A 16307-nucleotide genomic window follows, 5' to 3' on the forward strand; every position below is an offset into this window, starting at 1 on the left:
CCAGAGTTTCGGGGCCAGGCCGACTGTCCGCACGTAGACGAAGTCGCGGTGGGACAGGCCGTGCACGTAAAGCTGCGGCAGCGCCTCGGAGTTGGGCTGGACCTACGGCACCACGGGGCGGGGACGGTTCGACGAGCTCCCACTGCTCATCGGCTCACACCATCGAGCAATGACAAGCCGGTCAGAACCTCACATTCCGCACTTTGAGAGACCGACGACAGCCCCTGCGTGCACCCTTCTCCACTCGTGTGCGCGGTCCAGCGGAGGAAGGCGGATGCTCATCGCCACCGAGGGAAGTCTGCTGGGCGAGCTGTACGCCCTTGCCCAGGACCGCTGAGCACCACGGACATCGCGTCTCATCACGGGGCCGCGCCAGCCGGCGCGGCCCCGCCTCTCCCTTCGCCTTTCCCCCAACACCGAGGAGCACCATGCACCGCACGGAGCCGGAGTCTGCTGGTAATCCGGGCTATCAGAACTCGCTCAATGCCTCGTTGGCGGACGGCGACTTCGGTGAGGGCGTTCGTGTTCTTCGGCGCTCGGCGCGGTGGTGTTCAGGGGCGGGTCTGAGTGACGCGCCACAGGCGGCGAGGCAGTTCGCCTTCTTCGAAGGTGTGGACTTCGTTGAGGGTCCAGGTGTCGGCGAGGGAGTCGACGAGGTGACGGGGGAAGAAGTGCACGGCGAAGCCGCCGTGTTCGTAGATGTCGTCGCCGTGCCGGGTTCCGGTGCCGTAGTGGGCGTCGCCGGTGTGGCGGACGGTGTAGATGAACACGCCGCCCGGACGGAGGACGCGCCGTACCTCGTCGACCAGGGTGTGGATCTCCTGGGTGGACAGGGCCATGCACAGCAGCATGTGGGCGTAGACGGCATCCACGGAGGCGTCGGGCAGCGGCAGCGGCTCGCGCACGTCGTGCACGGCGGTCATGACGCGATCGTCCAGGCCCTGGGCCCGGGCGGCGTCCTTGAGCTGTTCGAGGCCGGTGGCGCTGAAGTCGGTGGCCTGAACGCTGAAGCCCTCGCGGGCGAAGTAGAGGGCGTCGCGGCCGTGACCGGCTCCGAGCTCCAATACGTCCTTGACACCGCGGGCGTGAAAGATCTCGGCGGCATGAACGGCGGGCGTGGAGGGCTCCTGTCCGTACATGCCGGGGTGGGCCGTGTAGGTGTGCTGCCAGTGTTCCTGCTGGTCATCGGCGAGGTCACCGTTGTGCTGTCGCATGGCTTCTCCCGCCAGGGGCTGCTCGTGGGTCTCTGTCTGGTGTCGCGACCGATCTTTCCACGCGGGATGGCGTGACTCAGCAGCACGAGCAGCCGGGCTGGCATCCGCAGGTGTCGCCCTGTTTGTCGGCGGCCGTGATCTGGGCGGAGGGGGCACAGCATCCCTCGCCGCGCCAGGCGTCGCGTCCTTCCTTGATGGCGATGGCGGCGATGACGAGGGCGGCGATGGGGTCGGCCCAGGACCAGCCGAGCAGGAGGTTCGCCAGCAGGCCGACGAGAAGGACGGCGGAGAGGTAGGTGCACAGCAGGGTCTGCTTGGAGTCGGCGACGGCAGTGGCGGAGCCGAGTTCGCGGCCGGCCCTGCGCTGGGCAGCCGAGAGGAACGGCATGATCGCCAGCGAGAGGGCGGCCAGGACGATGCCCGGGATGGAGTGATCGGCTTCGCCGGTGCCGGTCAGTGCGCGTACGGAGTCGACGGTGACGTAGACGGCGAGGGCGAAGAAGGAGACGGCGATGATCCGCAGGGTGCGCTTCTCGCGGGCTTCGCGGGTGGCGTGGTCGCGGGCGGAGAACTGCCAGGCGACGGCAGTAGCGGAGGAGACCTCGATGACGGAGTCGAGGCCGAAGCCGACCAGGGCGGTGGAGGAGGCGATGGTGCCGGCCGTGATCGCGACGATGGCCTCGATGACGTTGTAGGTGATCGTCGCGGCCACCAGCAGACGTATGCGCCGGGTCAGTGCGTCACGGCGGGCGGGGCTGGGTCCGAGGGATATGGCGGTCATTCAGCAGCAGCCTTCTCGTCGGCGTCCGGGCAGGTGCGGTCGGCCTCGACCGCGAGAACGGCGGAGCGCAGATCGTCGAGGGCGTGGCCGAGGCGTTCGTCGGCAAGTTCGTAGCGAGTGCGGCGGCCGTCCGGAACGGTGACGACCAGGCCGCAGTCGCGCAGGCAGGCGAGGTGGTTGGAGAGCCGGGTGCGGGAGATTTCCAGTGCGTCGGCGAGGTCGGCGGGGTAGGCCGGTGCCTCGCGCAGGGCGAGCAGGATGCGGCAGCGGATGGGGTCGGCGAGCGCCCGTCCGAACCGCGCCAGCACTTCGATGTCGGTGGCGATAGTCAGCACCCTCCGACAGTACAGTCAATCCTGAATTCAGGAAACCATGGACGATTCGTTGCGGGGTCGGGCGCTCGTTCAGCGCCGGACCAGCTGTGCGGCGTAGGAGGCGTGCTCGCCTGCGGCGATGCTCCGCCAGGTGTCCGCGGTGGTCTGGCAGACGCCGAGCAGTCGGCTGACCACGACGGCGGGCAGCTCGCCCGTCAGCTCGACCAGGGCCGTGCTGCGGGACACCCGCGGGCGTACGCCCAGATCACGCAGACGGCGTTTCAGCTGGTGGCAGCTGAGGCGCTGGCCGGGGAAGCGTCCGGGAAACAGCCAACGGACCTCCGGCGGGGTGTCGGCCCGGTTCGCCTGGTCGTACAGGTGGCGCAGGTATGCGTCCAGGGGCGGCGGCATCTGGGCAGGCACCGGGCCGAGCTGGAGGGCCGCCGTGTCCCGGTCGAGGATGACGTGCTCGGTGGTCAAAGACGTGATCCGGGACGGCGGCTGGGCGAACAGCAGGATGAGCAAGCCGGCCGTCTTGTCGGCGACGGCGAGGGTGTCGTCGTTGAGGAGCCGGTGGACCAGGGCCCAGCGGGTGTCCTGGGCGATGATCTCGCCGGTGATGCTCGGGGCGCGCAACGGTACGGCCAGGGGACGGGTGTGGCCGTTGCGGCTGGTCCAGGTCAGGAAGGTGTAGACGTCGGCACGCTGGGCGGGGCCCTCGTCCAGCCAGGCGTCGACCTGGTCCTGGGTACACGCACTCACGGCCGTGTCCTGCACGGTCAGCCAGTTGAGCAGGTGTACCGCCTGGCGGACCTGGCTGCGAGCCCCGTGCACCTGTGCCTCGGTCAGGAAGCGGCGGCGGGAGCAGTCCCGCAGGCGGCGCAGCAGGTACCAGGTGATGAAGCCGTGCAGCAGTCGGCGCCCGTCCGGGGCCTGGATGCGGGCGAGTTCGCCGGGCAGCCAGTGTTCCAGGGCGGCAAGGTGCTCGTCGCGAGCCGGCAGGGCGCCGCCGGCTACCAGGATCATCCGCAGGTTCTGCACGGTCTTCGCCGGGTGCAGCCGGTCCAGCGTCTCGTGGGTGACGGGTCCGCGCCCGGTGGCCAGGGCACGCAGCACGGTGACGCGCGCGGGCCGGCGATCGAGCCACCACAGAAGCGCGAGGGGCTCGCGGCGCGAGAGCGCCTGGAAGACGGGTTCGGCCTCCGGTCGCAACTGGCCGTCGGCGCCGAGGATGTCGTGCAGCCGGTGGCGGACCGCGCAGGCAGCGCACATCCCGCGATAGTGGAGGTGGGCCACCGTCCCGCAGTCGCGGCAGGGCCGTCGGCTGGCGGGGTGCGTGCGCCAGCAGGTCTGGCATACGCCCTCACCCTCGGGTGTCCGGGCGAAGATCCGGACGGTCTTGCCGCAGATGGCGCACGGGCGGCGCTTCGCCCCGCACACGGTGCACATCGCACGGCCGTCCGGCGTGCGGTAGCTGACGAAGTTGTCCCGGCCGCAGACGGCGCACGCCACGCGCGGTCGGGTCTTGTGCCGACACGCCTCGCAGGTGGGAGTGCCGGTGCCGGCGTAGAAGCAGGGCCGTTGTTCTCCGCAGTCGGCGCAGGTCGCCGTGGGCAGCTGGTAACAGCGGTCACACACCGCCTGGCCCTCGACGCGGGCGTGGATGCTGCGGCGCTGCCCGCACCTAGAACACACGCGGTGCCCGAGCGGGTCGTGGACGCGGCAACTCCCGCACAGCGGCTGGCCGTCCAGGGTGCGGGCCATCACCGGCCGGCTCCGGCCACAGCGCGCACGCGGCTGGGCACGCAGGACCGCCCGGCACCCCTCACAGCAGCGGACGCCGTCGCGCACCTTCGTCAGCGCCACCGTGCGCCCGCACAGCGGGCAAGGGGGAATCACCAGCCCCTCGGCGCCGCACTTCTGCAGGGCCTTGATCAGCGCGACCGTCTTGCGCGGGCCCTTCGCGCCGCCGCCGGTAAGCAGGTCCTGATGGTCCAACAAGGCCCACAGCAGCTGGCGTTGACGGTTCCTGACCGGCTCGATGCCGCCTACGATCCCGGAGATCACGTCCAAGGGCACTTCGGGACACGCCCGTTGAATCAGCCCGGACAACTCGCCGATGGGGTCCGCGCCGCCCTCGGGTGGATGCGACTTGCAGCGAGGACGCCCTTCCCTGTCGCGGAAGGCGATGTCGTGTCGGCCACAGACAGCGCACGGGTTGGCCTGACGCCGCAGCCCGGACTGGCACCGGTCGCAGATGCGGGCTGTACCGTCCGGTCCCACGCCGCTCAGGCGACCGCCCCCGCCGCACAGGCCGCAGCGCGGCACCTGCACATGCTCGGCGCCGTGGCGGCGCAGTGCCCGGGTCAGCCGTTCCAGGAAGGCCGGGGACTCGGGGCGTCCGGACGTCAGCCACGCCGGATCGTCCACCAGCATCGCGGCCAGTGCCCGGCGGTGCGGGGCCCGCTTGAGTGTGTCCACGAGCACCAGGCGGACCGTCTCGGGGGTCAGCGCGGGCTCCAGGGCGCAGACCGCCTCCGTGATCACGGCCTCCGGCTCGGTCGCGTGGCGCGGCAGTCCGACGGTGGGCACCGCTCACTCCTCGGGTGGCACGATGCGGGCGCGCTTGGGGCGGAAGTCCCCCACCCCGGGCGCCGCCCCCGTCTCCTCACCACCTCCGGCGGCGGCGGTCCTGCCGCGGGCGTGGCGGACGGCGATGGGTTCGATCAGGTCCTCCATCGTGCAGCCCAGGATGTCCAGCAGCGCCATCAGCGTCTTCAGGCTGAGGCGTTCGGGACGTTCGACGACCAGACGGTACGTCTGGCTGGACGAGAGATCGATGCCGCGCTCGGCCAGCAGGGGGCGCAGGTCGGTGGTGGAGAACATCCCGCGGTCGGCCATCACCTTCCGCAGATGCCACCGGTAGTCGAGTTTCTCCGTCATCTCGTCGTCTCCCTACTGGCCTTGGTGGAGGGCCCTGTCCAATACGGTGCGCATCATCGTGTTCATGAAGTCGCCGCTGACCCCGGTGTACAGCGCGGTCGTCGACGCGAACCGGTGGCCGACCTGGCGCTGAACGAATCCGGGATCGGCACCGTCTTCGATCTGGTGCGTGACGTGACTGTGCCGCAGGCAGTGCGGGACGAGGTCGCCGTCCAGCCCGAGCGCGTCGCGGTACTCCGCGAACCGCTCCTCGATCTCGCGGCTCTGCAGTCGGCCGCCGCGCTCGGTCGGCCACAATGCCGAGCCCGCACAACTGCGGTAGCGGGGGCGGACGTTGGTGACGTAGTCGTCGACCGCCTCCACCGCCCACGGCATGACGCTGAGCACGGTGCGCCGCTTGGGAGGCGATCCCTTGGAGCGCTTTCCCCAGCGCACGTGCAGCGACCCGAACCGGCCCAGCTCCGGCACCCTGGGGTTGCGGTACCAGTCGGTGAGGTCGAGCTTGGAGCACTCCGTGCAGCGCAGTCCCCAGCCGTAGATGACCTTGAAGACGGTGGCGTCCCGGTAGGCGGCCAAAGCCCCCCTTGCGGCCCAGTCGGATCGCCCGGTCGACCTGGGCGTCGGCGTGGTCGAGGAAGCACTGGATCTCCTCGCGCGTCATCGGCCGGCGGGACGCCTCGGCCTCGTAGTCGACCAGGTGGGCGGCGGTGTTCCACTCGAAGCAGACCTGTACCGGGTGCGTGCCGAAGCGCAGTTCGCACTCCTGCGGCCACTGGTAGTGCGGCGAGGTGACGTAGTCGCAGAACATCCGCACCGCGGTCTGGTAATTGCGGATCGTCGACTCCGCCCGGTGCAGTTCCGCGATCAGGTACGTCGTCCACTCGTCCATCGCGGCGGCCGACCAGTGCCACGGGTACGCCTCGGCGAAGTCGTTGAACCGGCGAACCACCCTCAGCCGGTCGCGGATCGTCTTCGGCTGAAGGCGCCGGCCGCCACGCTGCTGGCACGCCCAGCCCTCCAACATCGCCTCGAACACGGTGTCTTCGGGATGCAGCAGCGTCACGCCGTGCAACAGCACCAGGCGTGCGGAGCCCTCACTCAGGTCGGTAGTCGTCGCCACGCTCCCTCACTTTCAGAGAGTGCGCGAATCATGCATCCGATGAGAGATCCACAGCAAGAGGGCAGATCAGAACGCCGCAACCACCATTCAAGGGAGGTACGTTGATGTCGCAGCTCCCCAGCTCAGACGACCCGGGATCGTGCATCGGATGCAATTCCCCGGAGATGTCGAACCTGGCCGCATGGACCACATACGGCAGGCACCACATCGAACGCGGCACCGACATTCCCGATGCCGATCGCATCAACTGGGGCTTCTGGCCAAGCGGCCCCGGTTTTGAGGTCCTGGGCGACCTTTCCGGCAAGCGGGTCCTCGATCTCGGCTCCGGGATGGGCAAGTACGCCGCCCACCTGGTACGCGAGCACGGCGCCATCGTCGACGCCGTCGAGACGTCCCCTACCCAGCACGAACGCGCCGTCGCCCGGCACGGCACCATGCCGGGACTCCAGCTGATCCATGGCGACGCCGTCGATTACCTGAAGCAGGCCGAGCCCTATGACGTGATCTACTCGATCCACGCCTTCGGCTACATCGACCCACACCGGCTCCTGCCTGCCCTAGCCACCGCCCTGAAGCCGGACGGCCGCCTGTTCTTCTCCGTTCTGCACACCAACGCAGCCGGCCGCGGCCCCTTTCAGAGTGTGACCGCCCACCGCGAGCTCCTCCCACTCGCCGGCGGGAAACCGCTGACCGTGCACATGTGGGTGCTTGACCCCCCGCTGTGGGAGGACCTTCTCGCCGAACACGGATTCCTCGTGGACCAGATCGACGTCCTTGACGCGCCCGAAGACAGCAACCCGGTCTCCTGCCGGCTCTTCCGCGTCCGTCGACGCACCCGCCCCAGGTGACTTCCCGCCTCCCACGCCGTGTCCGTGCTCGGCTCAGCCTTGTCCACGCGGCACGAGGCGCAGGTACGCGGGGGGACTGGGTGGCGCCTCGGGCTGCGGGGCGCGGGCCCACCCGTGGGCGTACATCGTCTCGGTCTCCCAGTCTTCGAAGAGCTGGGGCAGTGCCTTGCGATCCCAGTCCGGGTCGCGGTGCCGCTGGATGAATGCGCGGGCGGTGGGACGACGGGCGTCGCAGGCCGGGCAGAGTTCCATCCACGCCGGTCATCAACGGGCCGTGCCAGTGCAGCAGGAGGTCGCCTCCGCAGCGGGAACAGGGCCAGGGCCGCCTGGTCATCGTCGTCGCGGTCACTGGAGTGCAGTCGGGCGAGTTGCTCGTCGCTGACGCTGTCGAGACTGCCATCCAGGTTGCCAACGCGACAGACGGAGCCTCAAGCTTCCGGCGCGCGTCTTGCGGAGTATGGGAGCGATTCCTCCGTAGCGCTTGAGGACGGTGAACACCGAGCCGGGCGGCTTGCCGATCTGTCTCGAGTTGACTTCTCCCCCAGCTGAAGCAGGGAGATTCTTCCCTCGCGGGTCGAGCTTTCTGCTTCTCAGACAGCAGCTGCCCCGACCAAACGGCAAGGGACGTGGGCACGTCCGGCAGTCTTACGCCAGCTCCACAGACCTGACATCCCGCCAGCCCGGCGGTAGGCCCGGCCAGCTTGGTTATCGCCGACCGGACGCCACACAAACTACCACCTACGTGCGGGTGGTTGGCTGTGAACGTCGATCCGCCCTGGCGGTGCATCGGCTTTCCCTGCCCTGCTCCGCAAGATTCCGCTTCCTCCCCCGCCTGAAGGCGTGGGTATCCACGGAGGAATCCCGATGACGCTGATCGACTCCCCGGACCTTCACCGCTGCCCCGGTTGAATCTAAGGGGGCGTCCTCGGTTGGCGGCGGCTACAGGTCCTGGACGGCGCGCAGGGCCTGGTCCACCCGGGCCATGGCCGCAGGGTCGACCGGGCCGAGGAGCTTCGCGCCCTCGAACCGGTTGACCCGCAACTGCACGATGTTGACGGCGACCGCCGTGCACGGGACCGGGTCGCCGATCACCACCGACATGGCCGTGTCCGGGTACTTCCCGCTGTCGTGCAGCACGATCACGAGGAGGGCGCCGTACGTCTCTTCCAGGCCGGTCAGGCTGATGATCAGGACGTTGCGGCCGTCGGCCAGAGCCCAGATTTCCCCACGGTTCACAGGGTGTCGCCCTCGCCCGCCAGGTCGTCGCCGAGGCCGAGCGCGGCAAGCTGCCTGCCGGCATCGAGGGTGGCGGCGCGGCGCGCGGCGCGCACCACGTAGGCATTCAGGCTCAGACCGGCCTCGATGGCGGCCGCCTTAATCGCGGGGGCGAGGTCCTCGGGGATGCGCAAGGTCATGGTGGTGACGGTCATGGTTGCACAGTAGCCACCGGTTGGCGGTGGCGTAAAGCGGTTGCGCCCAGCGGCCAGCAGGCCCGAGCCCGAGGGGGCAAGATCCTCCATGTGCACCGCGCGGCGCCGCGTCGGGACGGGCCCGAGCACCGCCAGGAGCACGCCGACGACGGACGCGGGCCGCCCGCGTCTGCTGCCGATCGAGCGGCTTGGCCCTGACGCCCTCCTGGACGGCTCCGAGCACCGAGGGGCCACCGACGGGGAAGGGCCGGCGGGCCCTGAGACCGCACGGTGCAAAGCGGGACGGGAATCAGGCTAATGCCGGCCACCGGGTCCTCGGGATTTTCGGTCGCACGCCCTCGATGTTTCAAGCGACAGGTGAGGGATCACCCACGGCCACGTTGAGCTGCGCCCAGGGTTCACGACTCTGCGCTGCGCCCCAGACCAGGCGGCTGTCCACCTGGCGGGTCCCCCTCGTCGCGAGTAGTGCCTCCCGTCTGCGGAGAGGAAACGGGAAACAGTGCCACTTGCCTTGTCCGCCCGGTCAGGGGTGTCGCACTCTTTCGTGCAGCAATCCTCTGCACCTGGGTGGGCGGTCCTGGAGGTTTCCGTGCTGCAACCGTCCAGCGAGTTCGGCGAGGAGCTGAGGAAGAGGCGCTTGGGCGCCGGATTGGGTCTCACTGTCGGCACGGCGACGGGCCTGAAGGCGAGGATGGGCGGGTTGCCGCGGAGCTTCATGCCGGGGCGGTCTGGAGACGGACGCGAGCGGCAGGAGGGTGTGAGTGCAGCCTTGCCGCCGGCCGACACCCTGAACCGATCTTTGGCGGGAGATCGGTACCGGGAACCATCCAGAAGATGGATGGGCGGGATCTACCAGTTGAATGGCGTAAGGGGTAGGCAACACAGAGCAACTTGCCCGATAGTCGTGCAAGTCCAGACGCCCCCTCATTCATCCGGGCGTTTCCCTTCGGTGCACTGGCGCTCCGCGGTGTGGCACAGCCACGCGGCAGCCTGCCGCGTGCCCTCACCGCCCACGTGGAGGCCCTGCGTGCCCGGTTACTCCTCCTCACCCGTTCCCACCGACGATTTCGCCGTCCGGCGCACCGAGCGCGTGCCGGAACCCGGAGGCAGTCTGCGCTTGACGCTCCTGATGAGCGGGAGTTGTCTGCCGGTCCTCGGCGCGGTGCTACTCGCTCCCGTGCTGCCGAAGCTACAGGAGCTGTTCAGCACGGTGCCGCACGGGGACGCACTGGTCCCCTTGATCCTCACGATTCCCGCGCTCACGCTCGCCCTGATCGCCCCCTTCGCTGGGGTCCTGATCGACCGCCTGGGACGCAGGAGTCCGCTGGTCGTCGCGACCGTCCTGTACGCACTGTTCGGCACCGCTCCGCTGTGGCTGCACTCGCTCGCTGCCATCATGGCCAGCCGTGCCCTCCTCGGTGTCACAGAGGCCTTCATCATGACCTCCTGCACAACACTGATCGGCGACTACTACGTCGGCCGGGCACGCGACCGCTACCTGGCCCTGCAGACGGTGTGCGCCACCATTTCCGCCACCGCCTTCTTCATACTCGGCGGGGCGATGGGCACCTCGGACTGGCGCGCCGCCTTCCAGCTCTACGCCGTCGGGCTGCTCCTCGCCCCCGCGATGGCCGCATTCCTGTCCAAGCCCGGGCCGGGCGCCCCCGTGGACGAGGTGCTCACCGTCGGGCATCGGCCCTCCTCGGCCGGCCGGCTGGCCGGCATCTGCCTGCTTTCGGTGTTCGGTGGCATCGTCTTCTACGTCGTCCCTGCCGAGACGGCCTACCTGATGAACGGCCTGGGCATACAGTCCAGCGCCCTCATCGGCATGGTCACCGCGATTGCGAGCACGGCCACCGTCATCGGCTCCGTCATCTTCGCTTCGATGATCGGCCGGCCGGAGCGCAGACTGGCCGCTATCTTCGCCCTGTGCGCAGCAGGGTTCGTGCTGATCAGCATGGCCCACAACGTGGCGATTCTGCTCTTCGGCACCTTCCTGAACTGCATCGGCACCGGCTTTCTGCTGCCCACGCTGCTCACCTGGGCCATGTCGAAGCTGGAATACCGCAACCGTGGCCGGGGCACCGGCCTGTGGGCCGCGTCGTTCTTCCTCGGGCAGTTCCTCTGCCCGCTCGCCCTGCTTGCCCTCAAGTCCGTCACCGGCCACCTCACGACGGCCGTCGGCGCCCTCGGCCTCGCCTCCGCGCTCGTGGCGGCCGGACTGCTGCCCCTCCTCCGGAAGACCAGCCCGCAGGAGACCCTACAAACGTGAGCCGGGCCGGGCCATCCAGCACCGCCCGGCACATTGCCGTACCGGTCCCGCACCGGCCGCCAGCGGGACCACCTCCCCCACGACCTGCCCCTGCTGGCATGGTGTCCAAGATCGTGCTGCGCTGCACGGAGGGCGGGACAAACCAGCAGGCCGCCGCCGACCTCGGCATCGACAGGTCGACCGTGGACCGCTGGTCGGCCCGGTTCATCGCAAAACGCCTCGATGGCCTGCAGGAGGAGCCCTCCCAGGTTCTCGTCCCCGGTAAGCTCGACGGCGCGCCGGATGACGGCACTGCCCTGGCGGTGGGAGACGCGCAGGGCCGCCGAGCGCATCAGGGTCTCGGGTGAGACCGATCTGGGCCAGTTCCGGCTGTTGGTCGACTGCGTACTCCTCGGTGATCCCCTCGTCCCCTCTTGCGGGTGACGGGATATCAGTGCCGCTCCCTACCGCCCGAACCGTGACAGCCCCGAAGCGCCTCGATGGCGCTCGCTACCCAAGGCGATGTTCATGAGGCTGATTCAGGTATCCAACGTCCACGCACCCTCTGCGCCGCTTCCTTGATCGTGAACTGTCGGCCGGAGCCCACCTGTTGCACAAGAGCTACCGCGCTCGGCATCACGACGACCAGCTCCTGCTGCCCGGCCCGGGCGTCGGCGCGGAGGCCGGCACCGTGGGCACGGCGATCGACTACCGGCTGCGTCTGGCCTTCACCACCATCAAGCCGAACGGCCCGGTCGCAAACGTTCGCCGTAGGTGGAGAGCCCTGGCCGTCCCTTTGGTGGGGCAGGTGGAGAGCGATCCCGTCCGCAAGGCCGAAGGGGCTGCCGTCGGGTGGGGACGGACGGAACTCCAGCCTGCCTGGACCCGGGTTTCTCTCAGCGCGACCCGGCCGAGATGAAGGTGACTCCGTCCTCGGTGAACAGGGCAACCCCTTCGCCCGGGCAGGGCAGCACATGCCGGATGCGTGCGCCGGCGTCATAGCTCTCGTGGTCCTTGTACAGGACGGGAACGAGTTCCTGCGGCTCCAAGTGCGTGAGCCGACCGCTGAACTCGTCGGACGGGTCCCGCATGGTCTCTTCCTCCCACTCCAGGCGGAACCCCGTCAGCAGGCTGCCGCTGACGGCGTAGAAGCGTCCGGGCCCGGAGTCCTCCGCGGCCACCACCTGGTCCACCCGGCGATCCAGCTCGAACACGCTTCCCGCGATGCGGGGCGATCGCGGTCGGCGCCACCAGCGGCGCCGTACAGGCTCGGGATCGGCCTCGGCGGCCGGCAGCAGGTGGACTTCCAGCGCGGTGCCGGGTGCGGGATAGGTCCGTTCTCGCGCGCGAAGGGCCGTCATGTGGCCGTCGGCATTGATAACGGCGTCCGAGTGACGTAGCGCATCCGGGGTCGCGTACCAACTGCCGTCCGCCTCTGGTGGGAGCAGGTGGATCGGAGTGGCCTCCGCCCGGTCTGTCGAAACCATCCGCCACGCCCGGCCACTGCCCAGCCTGCGGCAGTCCGCGGGCGGGATACAGAGGTAGGGGCCGCGGCCGGCGAAGGCGTGCAGGGATTCCGGCTCTGCCCCATCGGGACAACTCACCGGGGTGAACGTGTCGGAGGCTGTGTCCCACAGCAGGTCCGGTCCCTCGTCGACCGTGAGGTACAGCAGGTCCTCTGCCCCCAAAGCGTGCACGCCGGCGACTTGTCCGGGATGCCCGATCGACATGCGGCGCACTGTCGTGGGCTGTTCGGGGTCCCAGAGCAGCACGGACGCGTTGCCCTGATACAGGTCCATGACCAGCTTGTTGTGGAAGGCGAGGACCACGAGACGTCCTTGGATCACAGCCCAGTCGATGGCCGTCACCTCGTCGGGTGAGACGGGGATGTGCCAAGGCGGAGCGAGCCGGGCGCCGGAGCGCGTGTCGAACAGAGTCGCCCTTCGCTGTTGGTTCAGGTGGCCCCCGTAGGGAGTTGTCACGAGAAGGACGGGCCGTCCTCGGTGTGTTCCGGTCCGGCCGGGGACGCCCGTCAGCGGCTCGGGGACCTTGGGCTCTTCGGGGTACCTTTCTCCCCGCATGGCCGACAGGCCGCCGGGAGGCCAGGTGGACGGATCGAAGGGGTCACGGGCGTAGGGGCCGGCTTTGCGCAGGCGCAGCCGCTTCTTGTCGATTCCGAGTGTGTGGGGTTCGCCGTGCACGGTGAGTTCCACGGCGCCGGGGCGCAGTTGGCAGGGCGGGCCGAGGCGGGTGCCGGTGTGCGGGTCCCGCTCGTAGCGTTCCCGGCCGGGAGAGAGGAACAGCCGGCGGCGGCCGTCGAACTCCTCGGTCCACGCGGTCTCGTAACTCGGGTATCTGTCCCAGCGGTTGTTACGCGTCTGTCGGTAGTCGGGGTTCGTGTCCAGGACCTCGCCGGTGAGGGGGTCCCACAGGTCGATCGCGAATTCGTCGTCGGTCATGGTGTTGCGCAGCCGGAAGCCCGCCATGGCCTGCTCCTGCGGCCGGTCCTCGCGGTCGAGCAGGACGAGGGAGGTGAGTCCGCCGGCCACCTCCCAGGTGGAGAGGGTGGTTCCGTCGCCCAGTGCCCGGCACTCGACGTGTCCGTAGGACAGACACACCACTGCGGGCTCTTCCCGCACCGTGGTGAGGGCGAGGCCGTTCAGCGGCAGCGCGTCAATGTGTTGGGGTGTGTGCATGGGCTGTGGTGAGTCGGCGTCGAGGTTGAAGCAGTACAGGCGATCGGTCCAGGTCGCGACCACTGCGACGGTGCGCTCGCCGATACGGCCCAGGGTGCTGCGCCGTGCAGACTTCTGCGCGCCGCGCTCCTCCTCCTGGTCGAAGAGGAGATCGGGAGACAGGTGCTCGCCGTCATCCATCGACCAGCGCCGCAATCGGTCACCGGTGCGGTAGACGACCAGTGTTTTTCCGCGGGCGCTGGTCACCGAGCCGAGGAGGTGGCCAGCCTCTGCCCGGCCCGCAGGCACGAGGTCGCCGATGGGGGACCGTGTTTCGAGATCGAACACCTGGAGGAAGTCCTGGTGGTGGCGGCTGCCGAGCACGACGCAGACGGGCTGCCCGAGCCACGAGAGCGCGATCACGTCACGGGGGCCGCTTTCGAAACCGGTGGGCAGTTCGTCGTCGAGGATGAGTCTGCGACGGCTCCAGCGGGTGGCGCGGCGCGGTGGGCAGCAGCAGTCACTAAGCCGGTCCGCGAGCGTGTCGGCGCCGCTGCGGCGGGCTGCGGCTTGAAGGATCTGTGCCCGGACCGTGGCCGGGGTGTCGCGGGGCAGTGCCGTCGTGGCTCGCAGCGCCTGCGCGGTGCGCGGGACGTCCGCGCGGTTGACCGCGGCCAGCAGGGCGGTCTGGTCGCTGTGCAGGAGGAGCCCGGGGTCATCCAGCAGCGTGTGCAGGGTGTGCGCCTCCCGCGCGTGGGTGGTGAGGTGGTCGAGGGCGTAGCGGGGCGCGGCGTGCCAGTCGGGTGTCGCGCCGTTCCAGGGCACCGCGCCGATCAGCGCTTGGGCGATCGCCTCGTGCGCGGCCTCCTCGTCGTGCCCCTTCGCCAGCCAGTCGGCCAGGGCGTTGTGGGCGAGACGGAAGGACGTGTCACCGGCGGCGGTGTCGGTCACCGTGGTGGGCACGAGGTAGTCGCCCACGAGACGGAGTAACTCCGTTATGTCGTGGGCGGTGTAGCGGCGCCCGCTCAGGGCGGACGCCGCCTGTGGCCACACGTGGGCGGACGACAGACCGGCACCGCGGGCAAAGGCGAGGGGCCGCAGGAGCCCCTCGGCCCAGGACAGCCGGTCGCCGAGCCGCTCGGCGGCCTCCGCCCTCAGGGCACCGTGGATGCCGTCCTCGGCCAGCTGGCGCCATTCCTCGGTGCCGGGAAGAGCGGTGGAGGGCCGCCGTGCCAGCGCCCTGGCGAGCAGACCGGCCAGCAGGAAGGAGGGCTCGCCCCGATCGGCCACCTGCCGGACGGCTGCGGCGAGCAGGTGCGGCGGAGCGTCGCGCCACACGCTGTCCGGGGCGGCATCGGTCAGGTCCTGGCGGACGGCGTGCTCCAGTGCCTTGCGGTCCGCGTAGTGTGGGCTGTCCAGGTCGATCGTCACGAGGTCAGGACGTTCCAGCAGCGGCAGACGGTGTGATCGTGTGCCGATGAGCAGCCGCACCCGGGGCACATCGGTCTCGATCAGGGGGACGAGCAGGGTCCGGCACAACTGCTCGGGCCGGTCCGCCTCGTCCAGCGCATCCAACAGTACGACCGGCGTGGCTTCCTCGGCCGGTGCGGGTGCCGTCAGGAGGTCAGCGACGGTCTCGGCATCCACTCCGCAGGCGGCGCCCAGTACGCGTGTGACCCTGGCCCGGTCCATCGCGGCCAGGGACAGGTGCGCCGTCAGCACGGGCCAGCCACCCCGGGAGGATGCCGTGCACGGTTTTTGAACGGTCTGCCGCCCGTACTCGTCGTGGGCGAGTGCCGTCTGCCGCAGCAGTGCGGACTTTCCCGAGCCCATTCCGCCCGTGACCACCAAGGCCGTTGCCGCGGCCGTGCCCGGAGCCGGGTGGAGCCATTCCTCGATGCCGCGGATGGCCTCTTGTCGCCCGAAGAAGGCCCCGCGCGGGCTCGCTTGCCGCCGGGTGGTGGCGGCCGGCTGCAGGTATTCCTCGGACAGCTGCCGCAGCTCGTCGGCCGGGGCCGGAGCCTGTGGAGCGGGCGATGTCTCGCTCTGGCCATGTGACCGCCCTCGGTCGGTCAGTGTGCTGAGGCTCGGCGCTCGCCCGCCGTCCGCCTCCAAGTGGCGTACGAACTCGGCATCCTGGGTGAAGGCGTAGGCCGGTACCGCATGCAGGCGCCGGTCGTCGAAGTGCGCGTCGTCCGTGACGACGACCCCGACCAGGCAGTCCCCGCAGAAGACGGCGGCACCCGACACACCGGCCCAGTTGCGTCGCTCGGGACGCGGACGCGGGGCGGCGCTCTGGTCCAGGACGAGGCCGCCGGCGAGCCCCTGGCCGAAGGCGGGGAGCCGGCCGGTGAGGTGCTCGACACGCGCCACCTCGTCGTCGTAGCGGGCGAAGCTCGGAAAGCCCAGGGCCTCGTAGTCGAGGACTCCCGCGACGGGGCGCCCCCACAGGACCTCCCCCGGCACGTCGGCGGGCCGGTCGAGGTGGACCAGCGCGACATCGTGTACGGTGCCCGCCCAGCACAGCCGACCGGACCGGTGCTGCCGATCTCCGTGGCCGGGGTGCCCGATGACGACATCGATACGCTGGTGTGGCTGCCGGCCCTTGGTGGCGGTGACGACATGCAGAGCGGTGAGCACAAGCCGCGGAGTGAGGACGTAGCCGGATCCGCTGGCCTGGACGTACTCGGCATCCCCCGCGCGCACGGCGGCCAGGCGGCGCGGATCCACG

Annotated in this window: 13 protein-coding genes and 2 pseudogenes; 4 read left to right on the forward strand and 11 right to left on the reverse strand. The window is 69.8% G+C overall.

The genetic code is table 11. The features are described from left to right. Window positions 1-551: 551 nt before the first annotated feature. The 6 genes from ABZ453_RS36710 to ABZ453_RS36735 form a co-directional block, all read right to left on the reverse strand. Window positions 552-1214: a class I SAM-dependent methyltransferase gene (locus ABZ453_RS36710; protein WP_359022036.1), complete on the reverse strand. Its 663-nt coding sequence runs from the start codon at window positions 1212-1214 to the stop codon at window positions 552-554. Between the two features lie 76 nt (window positions 1215-1290). Further along, window positions 1291-1995, reverse strand: coding sequence for a cation transporter (locus ABZ453_RS36715; RefSeq protein WP_359022038.1), 705 nt, complete (start codon window positions 1993-1995; stop codon window positions 1291-1293). Then, the gene (locus ABZ453_RS36720; protein WP_359022040.1) at window positions 1992-2330 is read right to left on the reverse strand and encodes a metalloregulator ArsR/SmtB family transcription factor; all 339 of its coding nucleotides are present in this window, start codon (window positions 2328-2330) and stop codon (window positions 1992-1994) included. The genes ABZ453_RS36715 and ABZ453_RS36720 overlap by 4 nt, the downstream gene beginning before the upstream one ends. 69 nt (window positions 2331-2399) lie before the next feature. Next, a complete protein-coding gene (locus ABZ453_RS36725; RefSeq protein WP_359022042.1) occupies window positions 2400-4901 on the reverse strand; it encodes a hypothetical protein in 2502 nt (833 codons plus the stop codon). A 3-nt stretch (window positions 4902-4904) separates the two neighbouring features. Beyond that, complete coding sequence (locus ABZ453_RS36730) at window positions 4905-5252, reverse strand: helix-turn-helix transcriptional regulator (RefSeq protein WP_359022044.1); 348 nt, start codon at window positions 5250-5252, stop codon at window positions 4905-4907. A gap of 12 nt (window positions 5253-5264) precedes the next feature. Beyond that, complete coding sequence (locus ABZ453_RS36735; protein ID WP_359022046.1) at window positions 5265-5828, reverse strand: tyrosine-type recombinase/integrase; 564 nt, start codon at window positions 5826-5828, stop codon at window positions 5265-5267. A gap of 708 nt (window positions 5829-6536) precedes the next feature. On the opposite strand from ABZ453_RS36735, the gene ABZ453_RS36740 reads away from it, so the two are divergent. Continuing rightward, entirely contained in the window at window positions 6537-7220 is a 684-nt protein-coding gene (locus ABZ453_RS36740) for a class I SAM-dependent methyltransferase (RefSeq protein ID WP_359022048.1), read from the forward strand. A gap of 33 nt (window positions 7221-7253) precedes the next feature. On the opposite strand, the gene ABZ453_RS36745 is transcribed toward ABZ453_RS36740, so the two are convergent. The 3 genes from ABZ453_RS36745 to ABZ453_RS36755 all read right to left on the reverse strand — a co-directional run bounded on the left by ABZ453_RS36745 (window position 7254) and on the right by ABZ453_RS36755 (window position 8650). Beyond that, window positions 7254-7472, reverse strand: a complete 219-nt coding sequence (locus ABZ453_RS36745) for a DUF6300 family protein (RefSeq protein ID WP_359022049.1) — start codon at window positions 7470-7472, stop codon at window positions 7254-7256. Window positions 7473-8159: 687 nt separating this feature from the next. Then, complete coding sequence (locus tag ABZ453_RS36750; protein ID WP_359022051.1) at window positions 8160-8456, reverse strand: hypothetical protein; 297 nt, start codon at window positions 8454-8456, stop codon at window positions 8160-8162. After that, window positions 8453-8650 (reverse strand): YlcI/YnfO family protein, encoded by a 198-nt coding sequence (locus ABZ453_RS36755; RefSeq protein ID WP_359022053.1) that lies wholly within the window; start codon window positions 8648-8650, stop codon window positions 8453-8455. The genes ABZ453_RS36750 and ABZ453_RS36755 overlap by 4 nt, the downstream gene beginning before the upstream one ends. 1027 nt (window positions 8651-9677) lie before the next feature. On the opposite strand from ABZ453_RS36755, the gene ABZ453_RS36760 reads away from it, so the two are divergent. Next, window positions 9678-10922, forward strand: a complete 1245-nt coding sequence (locus tag ABZ453_RS36760) for an MFS transporter (RefSeq protein ID WP_359022055.1) — start codon at window positions 9678-9680, stop codon at window positions 10920-10922. A gap of 98 nt (window positions 10923-11020) precedes the next feature. Continuing rightward, window positions 11021-11104: pseudogene (locus tag ABZ453_RS36765) on the forward strand (hypothetical protein); the annotation flags it as partial. A 60-nt stretch (window positions 11105-11164) separates the two neighbouring features. Here ABZ453_RS36765 and ABZ453_RS36770 read toward each other — a convergent pair. Continuing rightward, a pseudogene (locus ABZ453_RS36770) lies at window positions 11165-11321 on the reverse strand (AraC family transcriptional regulator ligand-binding domain-containing protein); the annotation flags it as partial. Between the two features lie 190 nt (window positions 11322-11511). On the opposite strand from ABZ453_RS36770, the gene ABZ453_RS36775 reads away from it, so the two are divergent. Then, window positions 11512-11820, forward strand: coding sequence for a hypothetical protein (locus ABZ453_RS36775; protein ID WP_359022057.1), 309 nt, complete (start codon window positions 11512-11514; stop codon window positions 11818-11820). Here the strand turns inward: ABZ453_RS36775 and ABZ453_RS36780 are convergent. Continuing rightward, window positions 11798-16306, reverse strand: coding sequence for a hypothetical protein (locus tag ABZ453_RS36780; protein WP_359022059.1), 4509 nt, complete (start codon window positions 16304-16306; stop codon window positions 11798-11800). The two genes, ABZ453_RS36775 and ABZ453_RS36780, sit on opposite strands and share 23 nt — an antisense overlap. Between the last annotated feature and the right edge of the window lies 1 nt (window position 16307).

This window comes from Streptomyces sp. NPDC005799, assembly GCF_040630525.1.
Taxonomy (GTDB): domain Bacteria; phylum Actinomycetota; class Actinomycetes; order Streptomycetales; family Streptomycetaceae; genus Streptomyces; species Streptomyces griseorubiginosus_B.